Origin of the sequence: Mycolicibacter terrae (genome assembly GCF_010727125.1) — a bacterium.
In the GTDB taxonomy this organism is placed as follows: domain Bacteria; phylum Actinomycetota; class Actinomycetes; order Mycobacteriales; family Mycobacteriaceae; genus Mycobacterium; species Mycobacterium terrae.
On the sequence record NZ_AP022564.1, the window covers coordinates 4,064,552 to 4,082,051 of the forward strand.

The window sequence follows — 17,500 nt, forward strand, 5'->3', positions numbered from 1 at the left end:
GCGACTAGGTCCTGACAATCAGTCCCGTCCGCTGGAACCGGAGGTAGTAGTTCGACAGCGGCATGACACACGGACTTTCAGTTAGCGCGCCATGCCCCACTCAACCTCCTCATGGCCACGCTGTGAATAGCGCGACCCTGACAAAAAGTTTGAGTCAGTGGAAAGGCATACAATCGAACGTATGTTCGAATCAACCGACCTGCCCGGCCCCGACACCCTCGCTGAGCTCGACGAGGCCGCGCTGGTGGCAGCGATCGGAGGGTGGGCCCAAGCGGAGTCCGTCGCGGCTTCCCGCCGCCTGGCGGCGATCGCCGAGCTGATGGGCCGCAAACTTTACGACGACCCAGCGCATTCGAAATGGGCCTGCGACGGCTGGGACGCGGTGGCCTCCGAAGTCGGTGCGGCTTGCGATATCAGCCACGGGAAGGCATCCGGGCAGATGTATTTGGCTTCGGCGCTGCGCGAACGTCTCCCCAAGGTGGCGGCACTGTTCGCCGCCGGACTGCTCAACGCCGCACTGGTATCCACCATCTCCTGGCACACCACCTTGATCGAAGACAGTCGGGCGCTTGCCGCGGTCGATACCGCCCTAGCCGCCGACGCCCTGCACTACGGGCCACTGTCGGCGTTCAAGACTGGGCAGGCCATCGACGCGGTCGTCGAGGCGCACGACCCGGAGGCCCTGCGCCGCAGCCGGCAAAATGCCCGCTCCCGCGACCTGGTGGTCGACAAACGCAACACCGACCATGCCACCACCCCGGTGTGGGGCCGGCTGCACGCCCACGACGCCGAAGCACTCGACCGGCGGCTGATGGCGATGGCGCACAGCGTCTGCGACGACGATCCGCGCACCATCGCCCAACGCCGCGCCGACGCCCTCGGCGCGCTGGCCGCCGGCGGGCAGACCCTGGCCTGCGGGTGCGGCAACGAGGACTGCCCCGGCACCCAGGACCGTCCGGCAAGTTCGGTGCTGATCCACGTGGTCGCCAGCGCCGAAAGCATGGGTACCGCTGTCGACGCGCACCGCAACGGTGAAGACCCACCGCCGCCGCCGATCGACCGACGGAACCTGTTTGCTCCAGTAGCACGCCCTGCCGAGCCCGACCCGCCCCCGAAAGCCCGGCCCGCGCTGCTGCTGGGCGGACCCCTGATCCCGGCACCGATGCTGGCCGAACTGATCGCCGCCGGCGCCACCGTCAAGCCGGTGCGACACCCTGGACCCGATAGTCCCCCCGAACCGAAGTACCGGCCCTCGACCGCACTCGATGAGTTTGTGCGCTGCCGGGACATGACGTGCCGGTGGCCCGGTTGTGACCGGCCGGCTGAATTCTGCGACCTCGACCATGCCATCGCCTATGCTCTCGGCGGCCTGACACATCCGTCAAACCTGCGTTGCCTATGCCGAAAACACCACTTAATCAAGACGTTTCACGGCTGGCGCGACCGGCAACACGCCGACGGGACCATCGACTGGCTCAGTCCGACCGGCCAAACCTACACCACCCACCCCGGCAGTCGGCTGTTATTCCCCGCCCTCTGCGAACCGACCGGCCGCCTACCCGTACCGACTGGCCGACAATCGGATTCGGCTGGCCGAACCCTGATGATGCCCACCCGACGACGGACTCGGGCCCAGAACCGCGCCCGGGCCATCGCCGCCGAACGCGCTCTCAACACCAGGCCCCCGCCATCCTGAGCCGCCGAGCAATGTTGCCCTCAACCCAGGAACCGTGCGCGCACTTCCGGCGCCGGCACCGGACAAGTGTCATGCTTGCCGCCGATTCGATAGCGGACGGCGGCGAAGCGGTCGTAGAGACGGTCACGGATTCCAGCGGGAATAATGCGGGCCGCCAGGAGTAGCCGGAACGGCCCGCCCAGATAGCGCACCACCTTCAGGGCCCCCGCCGATCGAACGCTGACCTGCTCGCCGGGTTGACCGGGGTCGTCGACGAAGACCATGGAGTCGATGCCTTGCAGGTCCGGATGGCGCTCGATGACCGCGCGGGCGAAGTCGCTGTCCAGGGCGGCGAATCGCAGGGTGCCGCGCCGGTCGTGGCGAAGGATGGTCTGGACCGATCGGTTGCAGACTCCGCAGACGCCGTCGTAGAGCAGCACCGGCGCAGCGTGGGCGTTCGTCATCGGTGCACCGCCACGTCGCTCAGACCACGCCGCTGACGTAGCGGCGTTCGCGTACCGCCTCGAGCACCTCGCGCAGGCCGTCAGCGCTTTGCCGCCAAGAGAATTCGGCGCTGCGGTCCTGCGCCTTGCCGCCGAGCTGTTCGCGCAGCACCGCGTCCGCCAGCAACCGGTGAAGCTGCCCGACCAGTTCGTCGTGATCGTCGACCAGCAGCCCGGTCACCCCGTCGACGATCGAATCGGCCAGGCCGCCGGAGGCCCGATAGCCGATGGTGGGCACCCCGTGCTGGCCGGCCTCGACGACAGCCAGCCCCCACCCCTCCTTGCGGGACGGCAGCACATGCACCCACGCCTGTTGCACCAGTCGGTGTTTGGTGTCCTCGTCGACGTGGCCGTGGAAGGTGACCGCGTCGGTGATCCCCAGGGCCGTGGCGTGCTGCACCAGGCGATCGCCCCACCAACCGCCGCCGATGACGTCGAGGCGCAGACCGGGCACCCGGCTACGCAGTGCGGCGACCGCATCCAGGGCATCCTCGATCTGCTTGTGCGGCACCAGCCGGGACAGCACCACCACCCTGGGTGCCTCGGCTCGCGGGCCGGACAGCGTCGCCGGCGGCGCCTCGTCGAGGCCGTTACGCACCACCGCGATGCGTTCGGCGCCCACACCCAGTTCGATCAAATCGCGTGCTGAGGGCAGCGACACCGTCACGTACTGGTTACGCCGGTTCAGCCACGGCGACAGTCGCGACTCCACCAGCCAGCCGATCCGGCTCAACACCGGTCCGGCCACCGGCCATTGCTCACGGTGGCAGTGGTGCACCAGCATCGCGACCCGGCGTCCGTAGATCAGCCGCGCCAGGAACGGCAGGCCGTTCTGGGTGTCGATCACCGCGTCCGGCCGCACCCGCCGCAGCGGGCCGAGCCCGACGCGCGCGGCCGCCATCACCGCCAGTGCCCACAGGTACACCGTGTAGCGACCGCCGCGGCGACTGATCCGCACCCCGTCGACGACTTCGTGTTTGGGTGCACCCGGGTAGTGGGCGGTGCGCAGCGTGACCGCGACTCCGGCGGCGGCCAACTCCGCGCCGATGCGCTGCAGGTAGGCCTCACTGCCGCCGCCCTGCGGATGCCCGGTGTCACGCCAGCACAGCAGCAGGACGGAGCGCACACCGGACACAGGAGAACAGGGTAGTCCCGCGGGCTGGGCCTAGGCTTGGGCCGGTGGCCGCCACCGATCTGTTCGCCCGACGCGCGACGCTGGCCCGCTCGGTGCACCTGCTGAGCCAGTTCCGCTACGAACAGAGCGACCCGGCCCGGTTCTATGGTGCGCTGGCCCTCGACACCGCAGCCCTGGTCACCGACCTGTGGCGGGGCGTGCACGGGGACGACCCGATCGGGAGCACCGTGCTCGACGTCGGCGGGGGGCCGGGCTACTTCGCGACCGCATTCGCCGAGGCCGGCCTGCGCTACATCGGTGTGGAACCCGACCCCGGGGAAGTGCATGCAATGCATGCGGCCGGGTCCGCGACCTCCCCGGGCACCTTCGTGCGGGCGTCGGGGATGGCGTTGCCGTTCGCCGACGACAGCGTGGACATCTGCCTGTCGTCCAACGTCGCCGAACACGTGCCGCGGCCCTGGCGGCTCGGGGACGAGATGCTGCGGGTCACCAGGCCGGGCGGGCTGGTCCTGCTGTCCTACACGGTGTGGCTGGGCCCGTTCGGCGGCCACGAAATGGGCCTGACCCACTATCTGGGCGGGCGCAGAGCCGCGGCTCGCTACACCCGCAGGCACGGCCACCCGCCCAAGAACAACTACGGTTCGTCACTGTTTGCGGTGTCGGCGGCCGAGGGGCTGGACTGGGCCCGTCACACCGGTGCGCTCGTCGCGGCTTTCCCCCGCTATCACCCGCGATGGGCGTGGTGGATGACCTCTGCACCCGGCCTTCGCGAGTTCCTGGTCAGCAATCTGGTGCTGGTTCTACAAGCCGACTGAGTCCATTGACTGCAACGTGTTCTAATCCTCGCGTCGGCTAGGTAGGGTTGCGCCATGACCGTGAGCACCGCGACCGAATACGACACCCTTTTCATCGGCGGCAAGTGGACCGCCCCGTCCACCGACCAGGTGATCGAAGTCCGCTCTCCGGCCACCGGCGAGTACGTCGGCAAGGTCCCGCTGGCGACCAAGGCAGATGTGGATGCGGCGGTGGCGGCCGCGCGCGCCGCTTTCGACTCCGGGCCGTGGCCGTCGACCCCGCCGGCCGAGCGGGCTGCCGTCATCGCCGCGGCGATCAAGTTGATGGAGGAGCGCAAGGAACTGTTCACCACGCTGCTGGCCGCCGAGACCGGTCAGCCGCCGATGGGCGTCGAGACCATGCACTGGCTGAGCTCGATCGGCGCGCTGAACTTCTTCGCCGGGCCCGCCGTGGACGAGGTCAGTTGGGAAGAGATCCGCACCGGCGCCTACGGGCAGACGATCGTGCGCCGGGAACCGCTCGGTGTGGTCGGGGCGATCGTGGCGTGGAATGTGCCGTTGTTCCTCGCGGTCAACAAGCTGGGCCCGGCGCTGCTGGCCGGCTGCACCGTGGTGCTCAAGCCGGCCGCCGAGACCCCGTTGACCGCCAATGCGTTGGCGCAGGCGTTCGCCGACGCCGGTCTGCCCGAGGGCGTGCTTTCGGTGGTGCCGGGCGGCGTGGAGACCGGCCAGGCGCTGACCTCCAACGCCGACGTGGACATCTTCTCCTTCACCGGCAGCTCGGCCGTGGGCAAGGAGATCGGCAAGCGCGCCGCGGAGCTGCTCAAGCCCTGCACCCTGGAGCTCGGCGGCAAGTCGGCGGCCATCGTGCTCGAAGACGTCGACCTGGCGTCGGCCGTCCCGATGCTGGTGTTCTCCGGAATCATGAACACCGGGCAGGCCTGTGTGGCCCAGACCCGCATCCTGGCGCCGCGCTCGCGATACGAGGAGATCGTGGAAGCGATCAAGAACTTCGTCACCGCCATGCCGGTCGGCGTGCCCAGTGACCCGGCCGCCCAAGTCGGCTCGCTGATCAGCGAGAAGCAGCGCGAGCGGGTCGAGGGCTACATCAAGAAGGGCATCGAGGAGGGCGCCCGCCTGGTGTGTGGCGGCGGCCGTCCCGAAGGTCTGGACGACGGCTTCTTCGTGCAGCCGACGGTCTTCGCCGACGTGGACAACTCCATGACCATCGCCCAGGAGGAGATCTTCGGGCCGGTGCTGTCCATCATCGGCTACGACACCGAGGACGACGCGATCAAGATCGCCAACGACTCGGTGTACGGACTGGCCGGCAGCGTATGGACCAGCGACGTCCCGCGCGGCATCGAGATCTCCAAGAAGATCCGCACCGGCACCTACGCGATCAACTGGTATGCCTTCGACCCGTGCTGTCCGTTCGGCGGCTACAAGAACTCCGGTATCGGGCGGGAGAACGGCAAGGAAGGCGTCGAGCACTTCACCCAGCAGAAGAGCGTGCTGATGCCGATGGGCTACACACTGGACGCCTGAGCGCGTTGCCGTCGGCGCAACGGTAAGCCCATATACTTCGGCCGTGGGCGTGCTGCTGTGGTTTGCACCGTGGGCCGTGTACTGGGTGCTGGTGGGACATGCGCCGCTGCTGATCGCGGCAACGGTGGCGCTGGCCGTCGGGGTCGCCGCCCTGCTCAGCAGCCGTGAGGCCGCGGCCCGGATCCCGTCAATCGGTGCCGTCGCGACGTTCGCGGTGCTGGCGCTGGCACCGGCGCTCGGCGGCGCGCAGCGGTGGGTGCTGCCGCTGAGTTTCGCCGCACTGTTCGCGGTGGTACTGATCAACCGGCTACTCGGCAATCCCCTGGTGCAGGCCGCCGCACGGGCGGATCTGCCCGCGGCAGTGGAGCAGAGCGAGCTGTTCGCGCCCGTCGTCGACCGGCTGACGTGGCTGTGGCTGGGCGCGCTTGCGGCGATGTCCGCGTCGGCACTGATCCCGCCGATCACACTGCCCGACGCCACCCTGCACGACACCGGTTCGGCGCTGACCTACCTGTGCTACTGGGTGATTCCGTTCGCCATCCTGGCCGCGGTGGCGATCGGGGCGCATCTTTTGACCTCCCGGATGACCGCAGGCTTCGGCGACGCGGTGCGCAAGACCAGCTTCGTCGCGTTCGTCGACCTGGAGATCGACCAGTTGTATTACCTGGCGCAAGAACACGCCAACCGCGAAGTCGGCCCGGGCCAGGAGGCCTACAACGTCACCGTCGGCGCCAAAGGTACGGCCCTGGTGGGCGACGACACCCGGGTCTCGTGGCCGTCCACCTACAAGGTTCGGTAACGGCGCGGCTGAGGCCAGCGGGCTCAGCCGTTGAGATGGCGCCGGCGGCGGTGTTCGATGCAGCGCCCCACCTCGGCGCGGTAGTAGTCCTCGTCGAATCCGCCGGCGTGGTACAGACGCGCGCCCAGCCGGTCCCGCAACTCGCCGATGTTCACCTCGGCGGTCGCGTTCGCCAGCACCCAGTCGACGGCGGCTTCGCTGCCCCGCTCCCGGCAGATCCGGTCGACTCGCCGGGCTGCGGTCACCCGGTGGAAACGGGCAAAGCCGGTTTTGCTCCACGCCCGGATCTCCCGGGCCTCGAGGTCGAGCAGTTCACGCAGCACCGACAGCGGCCCCTGCCACGCGGTCTTGAACGGCGCGGCATCGACGAAAGTCAGTGCCCCGTCGGGACGACGGATGCCCTCGACATCGGGTTCCACCACCACCGCGCCGCGCCCTTTGGCCAGCTCGTGCGCCCACCGGACGAGGGTGTAGCCGTGGTCGGGTAGTCGGTACTTCCGGGTGTGGGTGTCCACAACGGCGAGCGTAGTGGCCGACGAACAACGACCCCGGTGGGTGTGCCGGGGTCGTTGGTCGCGCTTCGGCGTTACGCGGGGTTCGAGCCAGCGCCGCCCGCCGTACCGGGGGTGCCGTCGGCCTGGCCCGCGGTACCGGCCTCGCCGTCGCCGCCGGTCGTCCCGTCGGTGCCGGTGCCACCGGCACCGCCGTTGCCCCCCGTCCCGTCGCCGTTCGGGCCGACGAGGCCGCCGGCGCCACCCGCGCCGCCGGTGCCACCGGTGCCGATCTCGTCGATGCCGACGCCGACGCCGCCGGTCCCACCGGTGCCCCCGGCGCCACCGATCACGCCAATGCCATCGGCATCGCCGCCGGCACCACCGGCGCCGCCGGTTCCGCCGTGGCCGAAGTAGTTGGTGGGGTTCGTAGTCCCACCGTGGTCGCTGGCGCCTCCGCCGCCACCGCCGCCGCCGCCGCCGCCGCGGCCACCGTCGGTGCCGGTCCCACCGGTACCGCCGGTGCCGCCGATGCCGCCGATGCCTTGGGAGTCAGAGCCTGAGTAAGTAGCGCCGGTGCCGCCGCTGCCGCCGTTACCACCGGCGCCGTTGACGCCGCCGGTTCCACCACTGCCACCGGCGCCGCCGTTGCCCAGGACGGTGTCTCTGTTGTTCGCACTGCTGGCAGCACCACCGCCGTTGCCGCCACGGCCGCCATCACCGCCGGAGCCGCCCTCACCGGCACCGTTTCCGCCGCTGCCGGCGTTGCCACCGTCCTTTCCGGTGATGTCGGGGGAAGCGCTATTGCCGCCCAGGCCGATGGCGCCGCCCATACCGCCGTCGCCACCGCGCCCACCATCGCCCAGGGTGGAGGCATTGCCGCCGTCACCGCCGGTGCCGCCGGCCTGCGCGAGGGACGTGACCGTGTAAACGGGCTTACCGTCGACGATCCTGACCGTGACCCGGCTGCTCGCGCCGTCGCCGCCCTTGCCGCCGTCGCCGCCGTCGGCGCGGTCGCTGCCCGCGCTGCCGGCTTGCCCGTCGGCGGCCTGCTGGCCGTTCTCGCCGGTTCCGCCGTGCCCGGCGGTGCCGGCCGCACCACCGTGCTGCCCGGCATCGCCGCCATTGCCGCCGTTACCGGCGGGGCCGTCGATCTGGTTGGTGGAGGTGCCGCCGGCACCGTTGCCGCCGTTACCGCCATCACCGGCGCCGCCACCGTTACCGGCGTTGCCGCCGAGGCCGCCGGCGCCGTGGGCGGCGTTGCCGCCGTCACCGCCGTTACCGCCATCACCGCCGTTACCGCCGGCGCCGCCATCCTCGCCGTTGCCGTTGGAACCCGCCGCCGCGTTAGCACCGTCAACGCCGGTGATGGTGCCGCCATCGCCGCCGTTACCGCCGTTACCGGCGTCGCCGGATTCGGTGCCGCCGTCACCACCGGTGCCGCCGTCACCACCGGCGCCGCCGACGCCACCGTCGCCGAAGCCGGAGGCACCGTTGCCGCCGTCACCGCCCACGCCGCCGTTGCCGATCCGGCCGGCGTTGCCGCCGTCACCGCCGAGGCCGCCGGCCTGCGCGGTCACGCTGCCGTCGGCGTTGGTGATGAGCTGGCCGTCCAGGCCCGCGCCGCCGGCACCGCCGTCACCGCCGTCGGTTGCGTCGGCGCCGTCGTCGCCGTCGGCAGCGGTCGTGCCGTCGCCGTTGGTGCCACCGGAGCCACCGGAGCCCGCGGTCCCGCGGTCACCGCCGTCGCCGCCCTTGCCGCCGCTGACCGAACCGGTGCCCCCGGTGCCGCCGTCGCCGGCATTGCCGGCGTTGCCGCCGGTGCCGCCGGCCCCGCCGGTTCCGGCCGGGTCGGTGGCATTGCCGCCATTGCCCGCCGTACCGCCGTCACCGCCGTTGCCGGCATCCCCACCGGCACCGCCGGTGCCGTTCGCCGCGGTGCCACCGGTGCCACCGTTTCCGGCCGTACCGCCGCTGCCACCGAAGCCGCCGGTGCCGCCGTTCGGGCCGTCCACGCCGCTTCCGCCGGCGCCACCGTCGCCGGCATCACCACCGTGTCCACCGGCGCCACCGTTGCCCGAGTCGGTACCGCCGGCACCGCCGGTGCCGCCGGCGCCACCGGCGCCACCGTCGGTGCCGGTGGTTCCGTTGCCGTCACCGTCGGTCTCACCGTCGACCCCGTTGGCGCCGGTACCGCCGTTACCGCCGGTTCCGCCGTTGCCATTGGTCGCGGCATCACCGCCCGCGCCACCGTCGCCGCCGGCCTGGGCCACCGGCACACCGCCGATGGTGACCACCTGACCGTTGCCGCCGTTACCGCCGGTACCGCCATCGGCATTCGCACCGTCCGCGGCGCCGTCGCCGGCGTTGCCCACGCTGCCACCACCGGCGCTGGTACCGCCGTTGCCGGCCGTGCCCGCGTTACCACCGTCGGCGCCCGCACCACCGTCACCACCCTTACCGGCGGTATCCGCGGTGCCGCCACCGGCGCCGTCACCACCGCTTCCCGCGGTGCCCGCATCGCCGCCGGCACCGGCATTACCGCCGGCGCCACCGTTGCCGTTGGTGGCCGAGCCGCCTTGCCCGCCGGCCCCGCCGGTGCCACCGGCGCCGGCACTGCCGCCGTTGCCACCGGCGTTACCGCTGCCCGCCTCGGCGTCGGCACCGCCGCCACCGTTACCGCCCTTGCCGCCGACGCCGGCGTTACCGCCCGCCCCGCCGTCGCCCGACGTGCTGCCGCCGGCGCCGCCGGCACCACCGGCACCGCCGTTGCCGCCGGCCGACCCGGCCGTGCCATCACCGGTCACCGGGTCGGTGACGCCATCGGTGCCGTTCGCACCCGCGCCACCGTTGCCGCCCACGCCGCCGGTGCCTTCCGCCCCGGCGGCACCGCCGGCACCACCGTCGGCGCCGTTCTGGATCACCTGCTGGCCGGCGACGGTGATCACCTGGCCGCCGCTGCCGTCGCCGCCCCGGCCACCGTTGCCGCCGGTCCCGGCGGCGCCGGCCGCACCATCAGCTGACCGGGTCTGGCCATCGCCGCTCAGGCCGCCCTGCCCGCCGTTGCCGGCGGTTCCGCGGTCGCCGCCCTGACCGCCGTCGCCGCCCTTGCCGCCGACGGTCTCGGTGAGGCTGTTGGCGCCGTCGCCGCCGTCACCACCGTTTCCGGCGTTGCCGGCCGCTCCACCGTCGCCGCCCAGACCACCGGCGCCGTCGTTTCCGGCGTTGCCGTGGGCAGCCGTGCCCCCGGCACCTCCCGCGCCGCCGGCGCCACCATCACCACCGTTGGTGCCGTCGGTGCCATCGCCGCCGATGCCGCCGTCAGCTCCACTGTCGGCGGCCGCGTCGGTGCCCGCGGCGCCATCGGTGCCGCTGGTACCTGCACCACCGGTTCCACCGACACCTCCGTTGCCGCCGTTGCCGCCATTGCCGGCGACCGAGCCGCCCTGGCCGCCGGCCCCACCGGTGCCACCGGCGCCACCGATCGTGCCGTCGGTACCGGCAGCCGCGTCGCCGGCGAGGCCGTTGGCGCCCCTGCCGCCGATGCCGCCGTCACCGCCGTTGCCGTAGGCGCCGCCATTACCGCCGGTGCCGCCATTGCCGCCGGTGGCACCGGCGACGTCGCCCGTCGACGCGTCGTAGCCATTGCCTCCGGCCCCGCCGTTGCCCCCGGTCGGTCCGGCGCCGGCCGCGCCGGCGTTGCCGTTGGCCGAACCCGTGCCGGCACTGCCCGCGGCCGCAGCGGTGCCCGAGTCGCCACCGGTGCCACCGTTACCGCCGTCGACGTGCGCGGCGGTCCCGGCCGCACCGGCCCCGCCGTCACCGGCCACACCCGCAGCACCGCCGTTACCGGCATCGCCACCGACGCCGTCGACGCCGCCGCCGCCGAACAGCGAGGCGCCGGTACCGGCCGCGCCGCCCTTGCCGCCGTTGCCGCCGATCGCACCGTCGCCGCCGTTGCCGCCGGTGCCGCCGTTGCCATCCCCGTTGTCATCGAACGTCCCGGCTGCCCCGGTCGCCCCGGTCCCGCCGTTGCCGCCGTTACCACCGGCGCCGCCGGCGCCGCCGTTGCCGCCCAGACCCAGAATCGACGAACCCGCACCGCCAGCGCCGCCGTTACCACCGTTGGTGCCGGCCGTCCCGTTGCCACCGGTGCCGCCGGGCGCGGTGCCCGCCGTGCCATTGGCGCCTGTCCAACCCGCGCCGCCGACACCGCCGTCGCCGCCGTTGCCGATGGCGCCCATGCCGAAGAAGTCCTGTGCCTGACCTGAGCTGCCGCCGATGCCGCCGTTGCCCGCCGCCAAGGTGGCCGTGGCGGCCCCACCGGCTCCACCATCGCCGCCGTTGCCCCACATCTCGCCGCCGTGGCCGCCGTTACCGCCGTCGGCGCCGAAGCCTCCGGCGCCGCCGTCGCCGCCGTCGCCGATACCACCGGCATGCCCACCGTTACCGCCGACGACACCCTCGAGGTCCGACGACCAGCCGTCGCCGCCGTCACCGAACCACAGACCACCGGCCTGGCCATCGACGCTTTCGGCCGTGCCATCGAGTCCGTTGCAGATCATCCCGCAAAAGCCCTCGGTGAACGGTGCGAACAGCTGGTTGATCACGCCGTTGACCTGCGCCCCGAAGTCAGAGTTGATCCAGTCCTGCAGCCCGTCATGCAACGGGGCGTAGAAGTACGTGTCCCACATCTGGGCCAACTCGGCACCGCTGGCATCGGCACCCCCGGCCAGATCCCAGTCCGAGGTGAACAGGCTGTTGAAGTCCGTCGACAGATTGCCCCAGGCAGTTGGATCGAACAGGTCGGTGAACAGATCGTCGAAGTCTGCGTTCGCCATCGGCGCCGAGGCCAACGGCGCCAGCCCGAATGACAAGAAGGCCCCCACCGAAGCCGCGGATCCGATCACCCGCCTTCCAGCCGACGACTTGCGCTTGCTTCCACGACGGCTACGGCGAATCTCAGCCATTTGGCCAGGCCTCTCTCATAATTGACGCGCCCGAAACTTAGGTAATTCTGACGCTAGCGTCAAAAATGCGGGCTGTCCCTAAAACTGGGGCATTCCCAACATCGGGTGCCTCGGGTTATGAAAATGGCGTATCGCGCGCCGGGTCGGCCCCGCGCGCAACGCTCGCGGTGTGGACGGCAGGCCGGCGACCACCAAAGACGGCCAAAGACGGCCAAAGCCTGGCCAAAGCCGGCCAGAGCCTAGAAGGCGTCCTCGCTCAGCTCCATCACCGCCAGGTCGTCGTTTTCGACGATACGTCGCTCAGCGCCGAGTCGCGGCAACACAACGCCCGCGAAAAACGTTGCCCCGGTAACCTTTCCAGCGTAAAAGTCCCGGTCGGCGTCGGACGGATCACGATCCAGGGAACCCAGCGCGATCTCGGCCTGCCGCAACAGCAACCAGCCGATCACCAAGTCACCCGCGGCGAGCAGAAACCTCACCGACTCCAAGCCCACCCGGTAGAGCTCGCGGGCATCCTGCTGCGAACCGAGCAGATATCCGGTCATCGTGGTGGCCATCGCCCGCACATCGTCGAGAGCGGTGGCCAGCAGTTTGCGGGAGTCTGCAAGCTCGGAACGCGCGTCGCCGCTGTCGAGGAACTCTTCGATCTGGGCTACCAGATGCCCCAGTGCCACGCCGCGGTCGCGGGCGATCTTGCGGAAGAAGAAGTCCTGCGCCTGAATGGCGGTGGTGCCCTCGTAGAGGCTGTCGATCTTGGCGTCGCGGATGTACTGCTCGATCGGATAGTCCTGCAGGAACCCGGATCCACCGAACGTCTGCAGCGATTCGGTCAGGTATTGGTAAGCCCGTTCCGAGCCGACCCCTTTGACGATCGGCAGCAGCAAGTCGTTGACCCGCTCAGCGAGCTCGGCATCCGCGCCTGAGACCAACATGGCCACCTGCGGGTTCTGGTGGGCCGCGGTGTAGAGGTACAGCGCCCGCATCCCCTCGGCATAGACCTTCTGCATCATCAGGGCACGACGCACGTCCGGATGGTGGATGATCGTCACCCGTGGCGCGGTCTTTTCGGTCATCTGGGTCATGTCGGCGCCCTGAATACGGGTCTTGGCGTACTCCAGCGCATTGAGATACCCGGTCGAGAGCGTAGCGATCGCTTTGGTGCCCACCATCATTCGCGCGTACTCGATGACGTGGAACATCTGCGCGATGCCGTTGCGGGAGTCGCCGACAAGCCAGCCCTTCGCCGGGGTGCCGTGCTGGCCGAAGGTCAGCTCGCAGGTGGTCGAAACCTTCAGTCCCATCTTGTGTTCCAGCCCGGTGACGAACACCCCGTTGCGCTCACCGGGCTCGCCGGTCTCGGGGTCCGGCAGATATTTGGGCACCAGAAACAGGCTGAGCCCCTTGGTTCCCGGCCCGGCGCCCTCGGGACGGGCCAGGGTCATGTGCATGATGTTCTCGAACAGGTCGTCACTGTCGCCGTTGGTGATGAACCGCTTGACGCCGTCGATGTGCCAGCTGCCGTCGGGCTGCTCGATCGCCTTGGTCCGGCCGGCGCCGACGTCGGAACCTGCATCGGGCTCGGTGAGGACCATGGTGGCGCCCCAGTTGCGTTCGATCGCCATGGCCGCCCAGTGCTTCTGTTGTTCGTTGCCCAGGTCGTAGAGGATGTTGGCGAAGACCGGCCCGGCCATGAACATGAACACCGCGGGATTGGCGCCCAGCACAAGTTCGTTGATCGCCCAGGAGACGATTGCCGGCGCCGGTACGCCACCGACGTCCTCGGTCAGGCCGATGCGGAACCACTCCCCCTCCTGCCAGGCCCGCAGCGACGCCTTGAACGGCTCGGGCAGTGACACGGTATGGGTGTCCGGGTCGAACACCGGTGGATGGCGGTCGCTCTCGGCGAACGACTCGGCCACCGGGCCCTCGGCGAGCCGGGCGGCTTCGGCCAGCATCTGGCGCACGGTGTCGCCGTCCAGATCGCCGAAGGCGCCCTCGGCCAGGCACTGTTCCAACCCCAGCAGCTCGAACAGATTGAATTCCAGGTCGCGGACATTGCTCTTGTAATGACCCATGGGTCAAGCATGCGCCGGACCCGCGACGGCTACCGGGGTTTCAGCGCATCCCAGCCGGGAGAGCCGCGGCGCGCTCCGCGGTCGGCCTCAGCTGTCGACGCCGCGCTGAGCCCGACGACGAAGTTCGACTCGGGGCAGGTCGACACGAACCAGCAAGGTCGATGCGAGGAGCGTCAGGTGCCGGTCCACTGCGGCAGGCGCTTCTCGGCGAACGCCACCGCGCCCTCCTTGGCGTCCTTGGAGGTCAGCACCGGCAGGGCGATCTTGAGCTGCTCGGCGAACATCTCTGCCGGGTCCCAGCCCCGCGATTCGGTGATGATCCGCTTGGTGGCGGCCACCGCCAACGGCCCGTTGGCGGTGATCTTCTCGGCCAGCATGATCGCGGCGTTGCGCACCGTCTCATGCTCGGCCAGCACGTTGACCATGCCCAGTTCATGTGCCCGCACTGCCGGCAGGCTCTCACCGGTCAACGCCAGCTCCATGGCGAGAGCCTGCGGGATGCGCTGGGGAAGCCGCAACAGCCCGCCGCCCGCAGCCACCAGCCCGCGCTTGACCTCGGGAATCCCGAAAACCGCGTCGCGCGCCGCCACGATCAGGTCGGCGGCCAGGGCCAGCTCGGTTCCACCGGCCAGGGCATATCCCTCGACCGCGGCGATCAGCGGCTTGGCCGGCGGTCGGTCGGTGAAGCCGAGCCCGCGACCGGGCACCACCACGTTCTCGCCCCGCGCGAACGCCTTGAGATCCATTCCGGCGCAGAACGTCCCGCCGGCGCCGGTCAGGATCCCCACCGACAGGCCCGGATCGTCGTCGAGACGGTCCATCGCGTCCGCCAGACCCTGGCTGACCGCGGCGTTGACCGCGTTCTTGGCCTCGGGACGGTTGATCGTGATGATCAGGATTCGGTCGAGTTGTTCGACCAGGACTTCCGGTTTCACGCTGGCGTCATCGCTCATCTCGCCGATGCTATCGACCACCCCTGCCGGGCCGGTAACATGGGCAAAACTAGAACACGTTTCAATTGAAGGGGCCACGGTGGACACACCGGATAACGACTGGTCAGATGACGTGCCCAGGCCCATCACCAAGTGGGATCCGGGCCTGACCGAGCGGGTGATGGGTTTGCTGCGTCCGCTCGTCAAGGGATACCACCGGGCCGAGGTGCGCGGCCTGGAGTCGTTCCCCAACGGCGGCGCCCTGGTGGTGTCGAACCATTCCGGCGGCCTGTTCGCGATGGACGTCCCGGTATTCGCCACCGGCTTCTACGACAAGTTCGGCTACGAGCGTCCCGTCTACACGTTGAGCCACGACCTGATCTTCACCGGCGTCACCGCCGACTTCTTCCGCAAGACCGGCTTCATCCCCGCCAACCACTCCAACGCCGACGAGGCGCTGCGCTCCGGCGGCGTGGTGGTGGTCTTCCCCGGCGGTGACTACGACGTCTACCGGCCGACCCTGCAGGAGAACAAGATCGACTTCGGCGGCCGCAAAGGCTACATCCGCGCGGCGATCAACGCGCACGTGCCGCTGGTGCCGACGGTCGGCATCGGCGGTCAGGAAAGCCAGCTCTACCTGTCGCGTGGCACCGGACTGGCCAAGGCGTTGCGGCTGGACAAACTGCTGCGCGCCAAAATCCTGCCCATCTCGTTCGGCTTCCCGTTCGGGCTGTCGGCGGTGCTGCCGATCAACCTGCCGCTGCCCACCAAGATCGTCATGCAGGTCTGCGAGCCCATCGACATCATCGCCGAATTCGGTGAAGACCCCGATATCGACGTCGTCGACGCGCACGTGCGCGCCGTCATGCAGGACGCACTGGACGAGCTGGCGCGCGAGCGCCGCCTCCCGATCCTGGGCTGAGCGGGATGGCCCCCGGACCGTTCGAGCGGCTCGCCCGGATCGGATCGATGCTGCAAACCTTCACCCGTGCCGGGCTGCTGGCGCCGCTGCGGCCCGACAAGTACCTGCGGATCGCCGCCGCGGCGGCCGCCGACGGCGGCACCACCACCACCGGGATCGCCATGGCGGCGCAGCGTTGCGGGGAGCGGGCGGCGATCATCGACGAACGCGGCACGTGCAGCTATGCGCAGCTCGACCGGCGCTGCGATGCGCTGGCCGCCGCCCTGCAACGGCTGCCGGGCCGAACACCACGCGCCGTCGCCCTGATGTGCCGCAATCACCGCGGCTTCATCGAGGCGCTGGCCGCCGCGAACCGGATCGGCGCCGACGTACTGTTGCTCAACACCAGCTTCGCTGGGCCGGCGCTGGCCGAGATCGTGGCCCGCGAACACGTCGACCTGATCTTCTACGACGCGGAGTTCACCGCCGCGGTCGATCTGGCCCTGCCGGCCGACACCGAATGCGTCCGGGTGGTCAGCTGGACCGACAGTCCGATTCCCGGCCTGACGTCGGACGACCTGATCGATGCCAACGCCGGGCGGCGCCCGGCCAAGCCGACCCGCTCGGGCAAGCTGGTCATGCTCACCTCCGGAACCACCGGCACTCCGAAAGGTGCCCGTCGCTCCGGGCGCGGCGGCGGCGGGATCGCCGATCTTCAGGCCATCTTTGACAGAATCCCTTGGCACACCGAGGAAACCGTCGTCATCGCCGCACCGATGTTTCACGCCTGGGGGTTCTCCCAGCTGGCACTGGCCTTGACGATGGCCTGCACCATCGCCACCCGGCGCAAGTTCGATCCGGAGGCCACCCTGGCGCTCGTGGAGGACAACGACGCGACCGGATTGTGCGTGGTACCGGTCATGTTCGACCGGATCATGGGTTTACCCGATGAAATCCGGGCCCAATACCCTTGCCGCTCACTGCGGTTCGCAACTGCATCCGGATCGCGGATGCGCCCGGACGTCGTGACGGCGTTCATGGACGCCTACGGTGACGTGGTCTACAACAACTACAACGCGACCGAGGCCGGCATGATCGCGCTGGCCACGCCGGAAGACCTGCGCTACTCCCCCGACACGGCCGGGCGTCCGGCTCCGGGAACCGAGATCCGGATCCTCGACGCCGATTGCACCGAGGTGCCGCCCGGGCAGACCGGGCAGATCTTCGTCCGCAATTCGTCGCAGTTCGACGGCTACACCGGCGGCGACTCGAAGCAGTTTCACGACGGCTTCATGGCATCCGGCGACCTGGGCTACTTCGATGACACCGGAAGGCTTTTCGTGGTCGGCCGCGACGACGAGATGATCGTCTCCGGCGGCGAGAACGTTTACCCGATCGAGACGGAGAAGGCACTGACCAGGCATGGCGGCGTCGCCGAGGCCGCCGTGATCGGTGTCGACGACGCCGACTACGGGCAGCGCCTGGTGGCCTTCGTCGTCTTGGAGCCGGGCGCTTGCGTCACACCCGAGGAACTCAAGCAGCACGTCCGGGACCACCTGGCCGGCTACAAGGTGCCCCGCCAGATCAGCATCCTGGACTCCCTGCCGCGCAACAACACCGGCAAAGTACTGCGCCGTGAACTGCAGGCGATGGCCGGCGACTGATTTCACGCCGGGG

General features: G+C 70.2%; 12 protein-coding genes. 6 read left to right on the top strand and 6 right to left on the bottom strand.

Going from position 1 to position 17,500, the window contains the following annotated elements; all coding sequences use genetic code 11:
* Positions 1 to 181 precede the first annotated feature (181 nt).
* Positions 182 to 1,696: an HNH endonuclease signature motif containing protein gene (locus tag G6N23_RS19230; protein WP_085260604.1), complete on the top strand. Its 1,515-nt coding sequence runs from the start codon at positions 182 to 184 to the stop codon at positions 1,694 to 1,696.
* Positions 1,697 to 1,716: 20 nt separating this feature from the next.
* Here G6N23_RS19230 and G6N23_RS19235 read toward each other — a convergent pair whose 3' ends face one another.
* Together G6N23_RS19235 and G6N23_RS19240 are read right to left on the bottom strand one after the other, a co-directional pair.
* Positions 1,717 to 2,139, bottom strand: a complete 423-nt coding sequence (locus G6N23_RS19235; protein ID WP_085260603.1) for a thiol-disulfide oxidoreductase DCC family protein — start codon at positions 2,137 to 2,139, stop codon at positions 1,717 to 1,719.
* A gap of 19 nt (positions 2,140 to 2,158) precedes the next feature.
* Positions 2,159 to 3,313 carry a glycosyltransferase family 4 protein gene (locus G6N23_RS19240; protein ID WP_085260602.1) on the bottom strand — a complete coding sequence of 385 codons (1,155 nt, stop codon included), beginning with the start codon at positions 3,311 to 3,313 and terminating at the stop codon, positions 2,159 to 2,161.
* Between the two features lie 44 nt (positions 3,314 to 3,357).
* Between G6N23_RS19240 and G6N23_RS19245 the strand changes: the two genes are divergently transcribed.
* From G6N23_RS19245 to G6N23_RS19255, 3 genes are read left to right on the top strand one after another with little or no spacing between them, the layout of a single operon-like run.
* On the top strand, positions 3,358 to 4,128 hold the full coding sequence (locus G6N23_RS19245) for a class I SAM-dependent methyltransferase (RefSeq protein WP_085260601.1): 771 nt from the start codon (positions 3,358 to 3,360) through the stop codon (positions 4,126 to 4,128).
* 54 nt (positions 4,129 to 4,182) lie between these two features.
* A complete protein-coding gene (locus tag G6N23_RS19250; protein ID WP_085260600.1) occupies positions 4,183 to 5,655 on the top strand; it encodes an aldehyde dehydrogenase in 1,473 nt (490 codons plus the stop codon).
* A 43-nt stretch (positions 5,656 to 5,698) separates the two neighbouring features.
* The gene (locus G6N23_RS19255) at positions 5,699 to 6,454 is read left to right on the top strand and encodes a hypothetical protein (protein WP_085260599.1); all 756 of its coding nucleotides are present in this window, start codon (positions 5,699 to 5,701) and stop codon (positions 6,452 to 6,454) included.
* A 23-nt stretch (positions 6,455 to 6,477) separates the two neighbouring features.
* Here the strand turns inward: G6N23_RS19255 and G6N23_RS19260 are convergent, their stop codons facing one another.
* The 4 genes from G6N23_RS19260 to G6N23_RS19275 all read right to left on the bottom strand — a co-directional run bounded on the left by G6N23_RS19260 (position 6,478) and on the right by G6N23_RS19275 (position 14,943).
* Complete coding sequence (locus G6N23_RS19260; RefSeq protein ID WP_085260598.1) at positions 6,478 to 6,969, bottom strand: hypothetical protein; 492 nt, start codon at positions 6,967 to 6,969, stop codon at positions 6,478 to 6,480.
* A gap of 71 nt (positions 6,970 to 7,040) precedes the next feature.
* Positions 7,041 to 11,855, bottom strand: coding sequence for a PGRS repeat-containing protein (locus tag G6N23_RS22470; protein WP_157997498.1), 4,815 nt, complete (start codon positions 11,853 to 11,855; stop codon positions 7,041 to 7,043).
* A gap of 299 nt (positions 11,856 to 12,154) precedes the next feature.
* On the bottom strand, positions 12,155 to 13,990 hold the full coding sequence (locus G6N23_RS19270) for an acyl-CoA dehydrogenase (protein ID WP_085260597.1): 1,836 nt from the start codon (positions 13,988 to 13,990) through the stop codon (positions 12,155 to 12,157).
* Between the two features lie 173 nt (positions 13,991 to 14,163).
* On the bottom strand, positions 14,164 to 14,943 hold the full coding sequence (locus G6N23_RS19275) for a crotonase/enoyl-CoA hydratase family protein (protein ID WP_085260881.1): 780 nt from the start codon (positions 14,941 to 14,943) through the stop codon (positions 14,164 to 14,166).
* 160 nt (positions 14,944 to 15,103) lie between these two features.
* Between G6N23_RS19275 and G6N23_RS19280 the strand changes: the two genes are divergently transcribed.
* Both G6N23_RS19280 and fadD12 read left to right on the top strand, forming a co-directional pair.
* Positions 15,104 to 15,844, top strand: coding sequence for a 1-acyl-sn-glycerol-3-phosphate acyltransferase (locus G6N23_RS19280; RefSeq protein ID WP_234808598.1), 741 nt, complete (start codon positions 15,104 to 15,106; stop codon positions 15,842 to 15,844).
* 5 nt (positions 15,845 to 15,849) lie between these two features.
* On the top strand, positions 15,850 to 17,487 hold the full coding sequence (fadD12, locus tag G6N23_RS19285) for an acyl-CoA ligase FadD12 (protein WP_085260596.1): 1,638 nt from the start codon (positions 15,850 to 15,852) through the stop codon (positions 17,485 to 17,487).
* Positions 17,488 to 17,500: the final 13 nt, after the last annotated feature.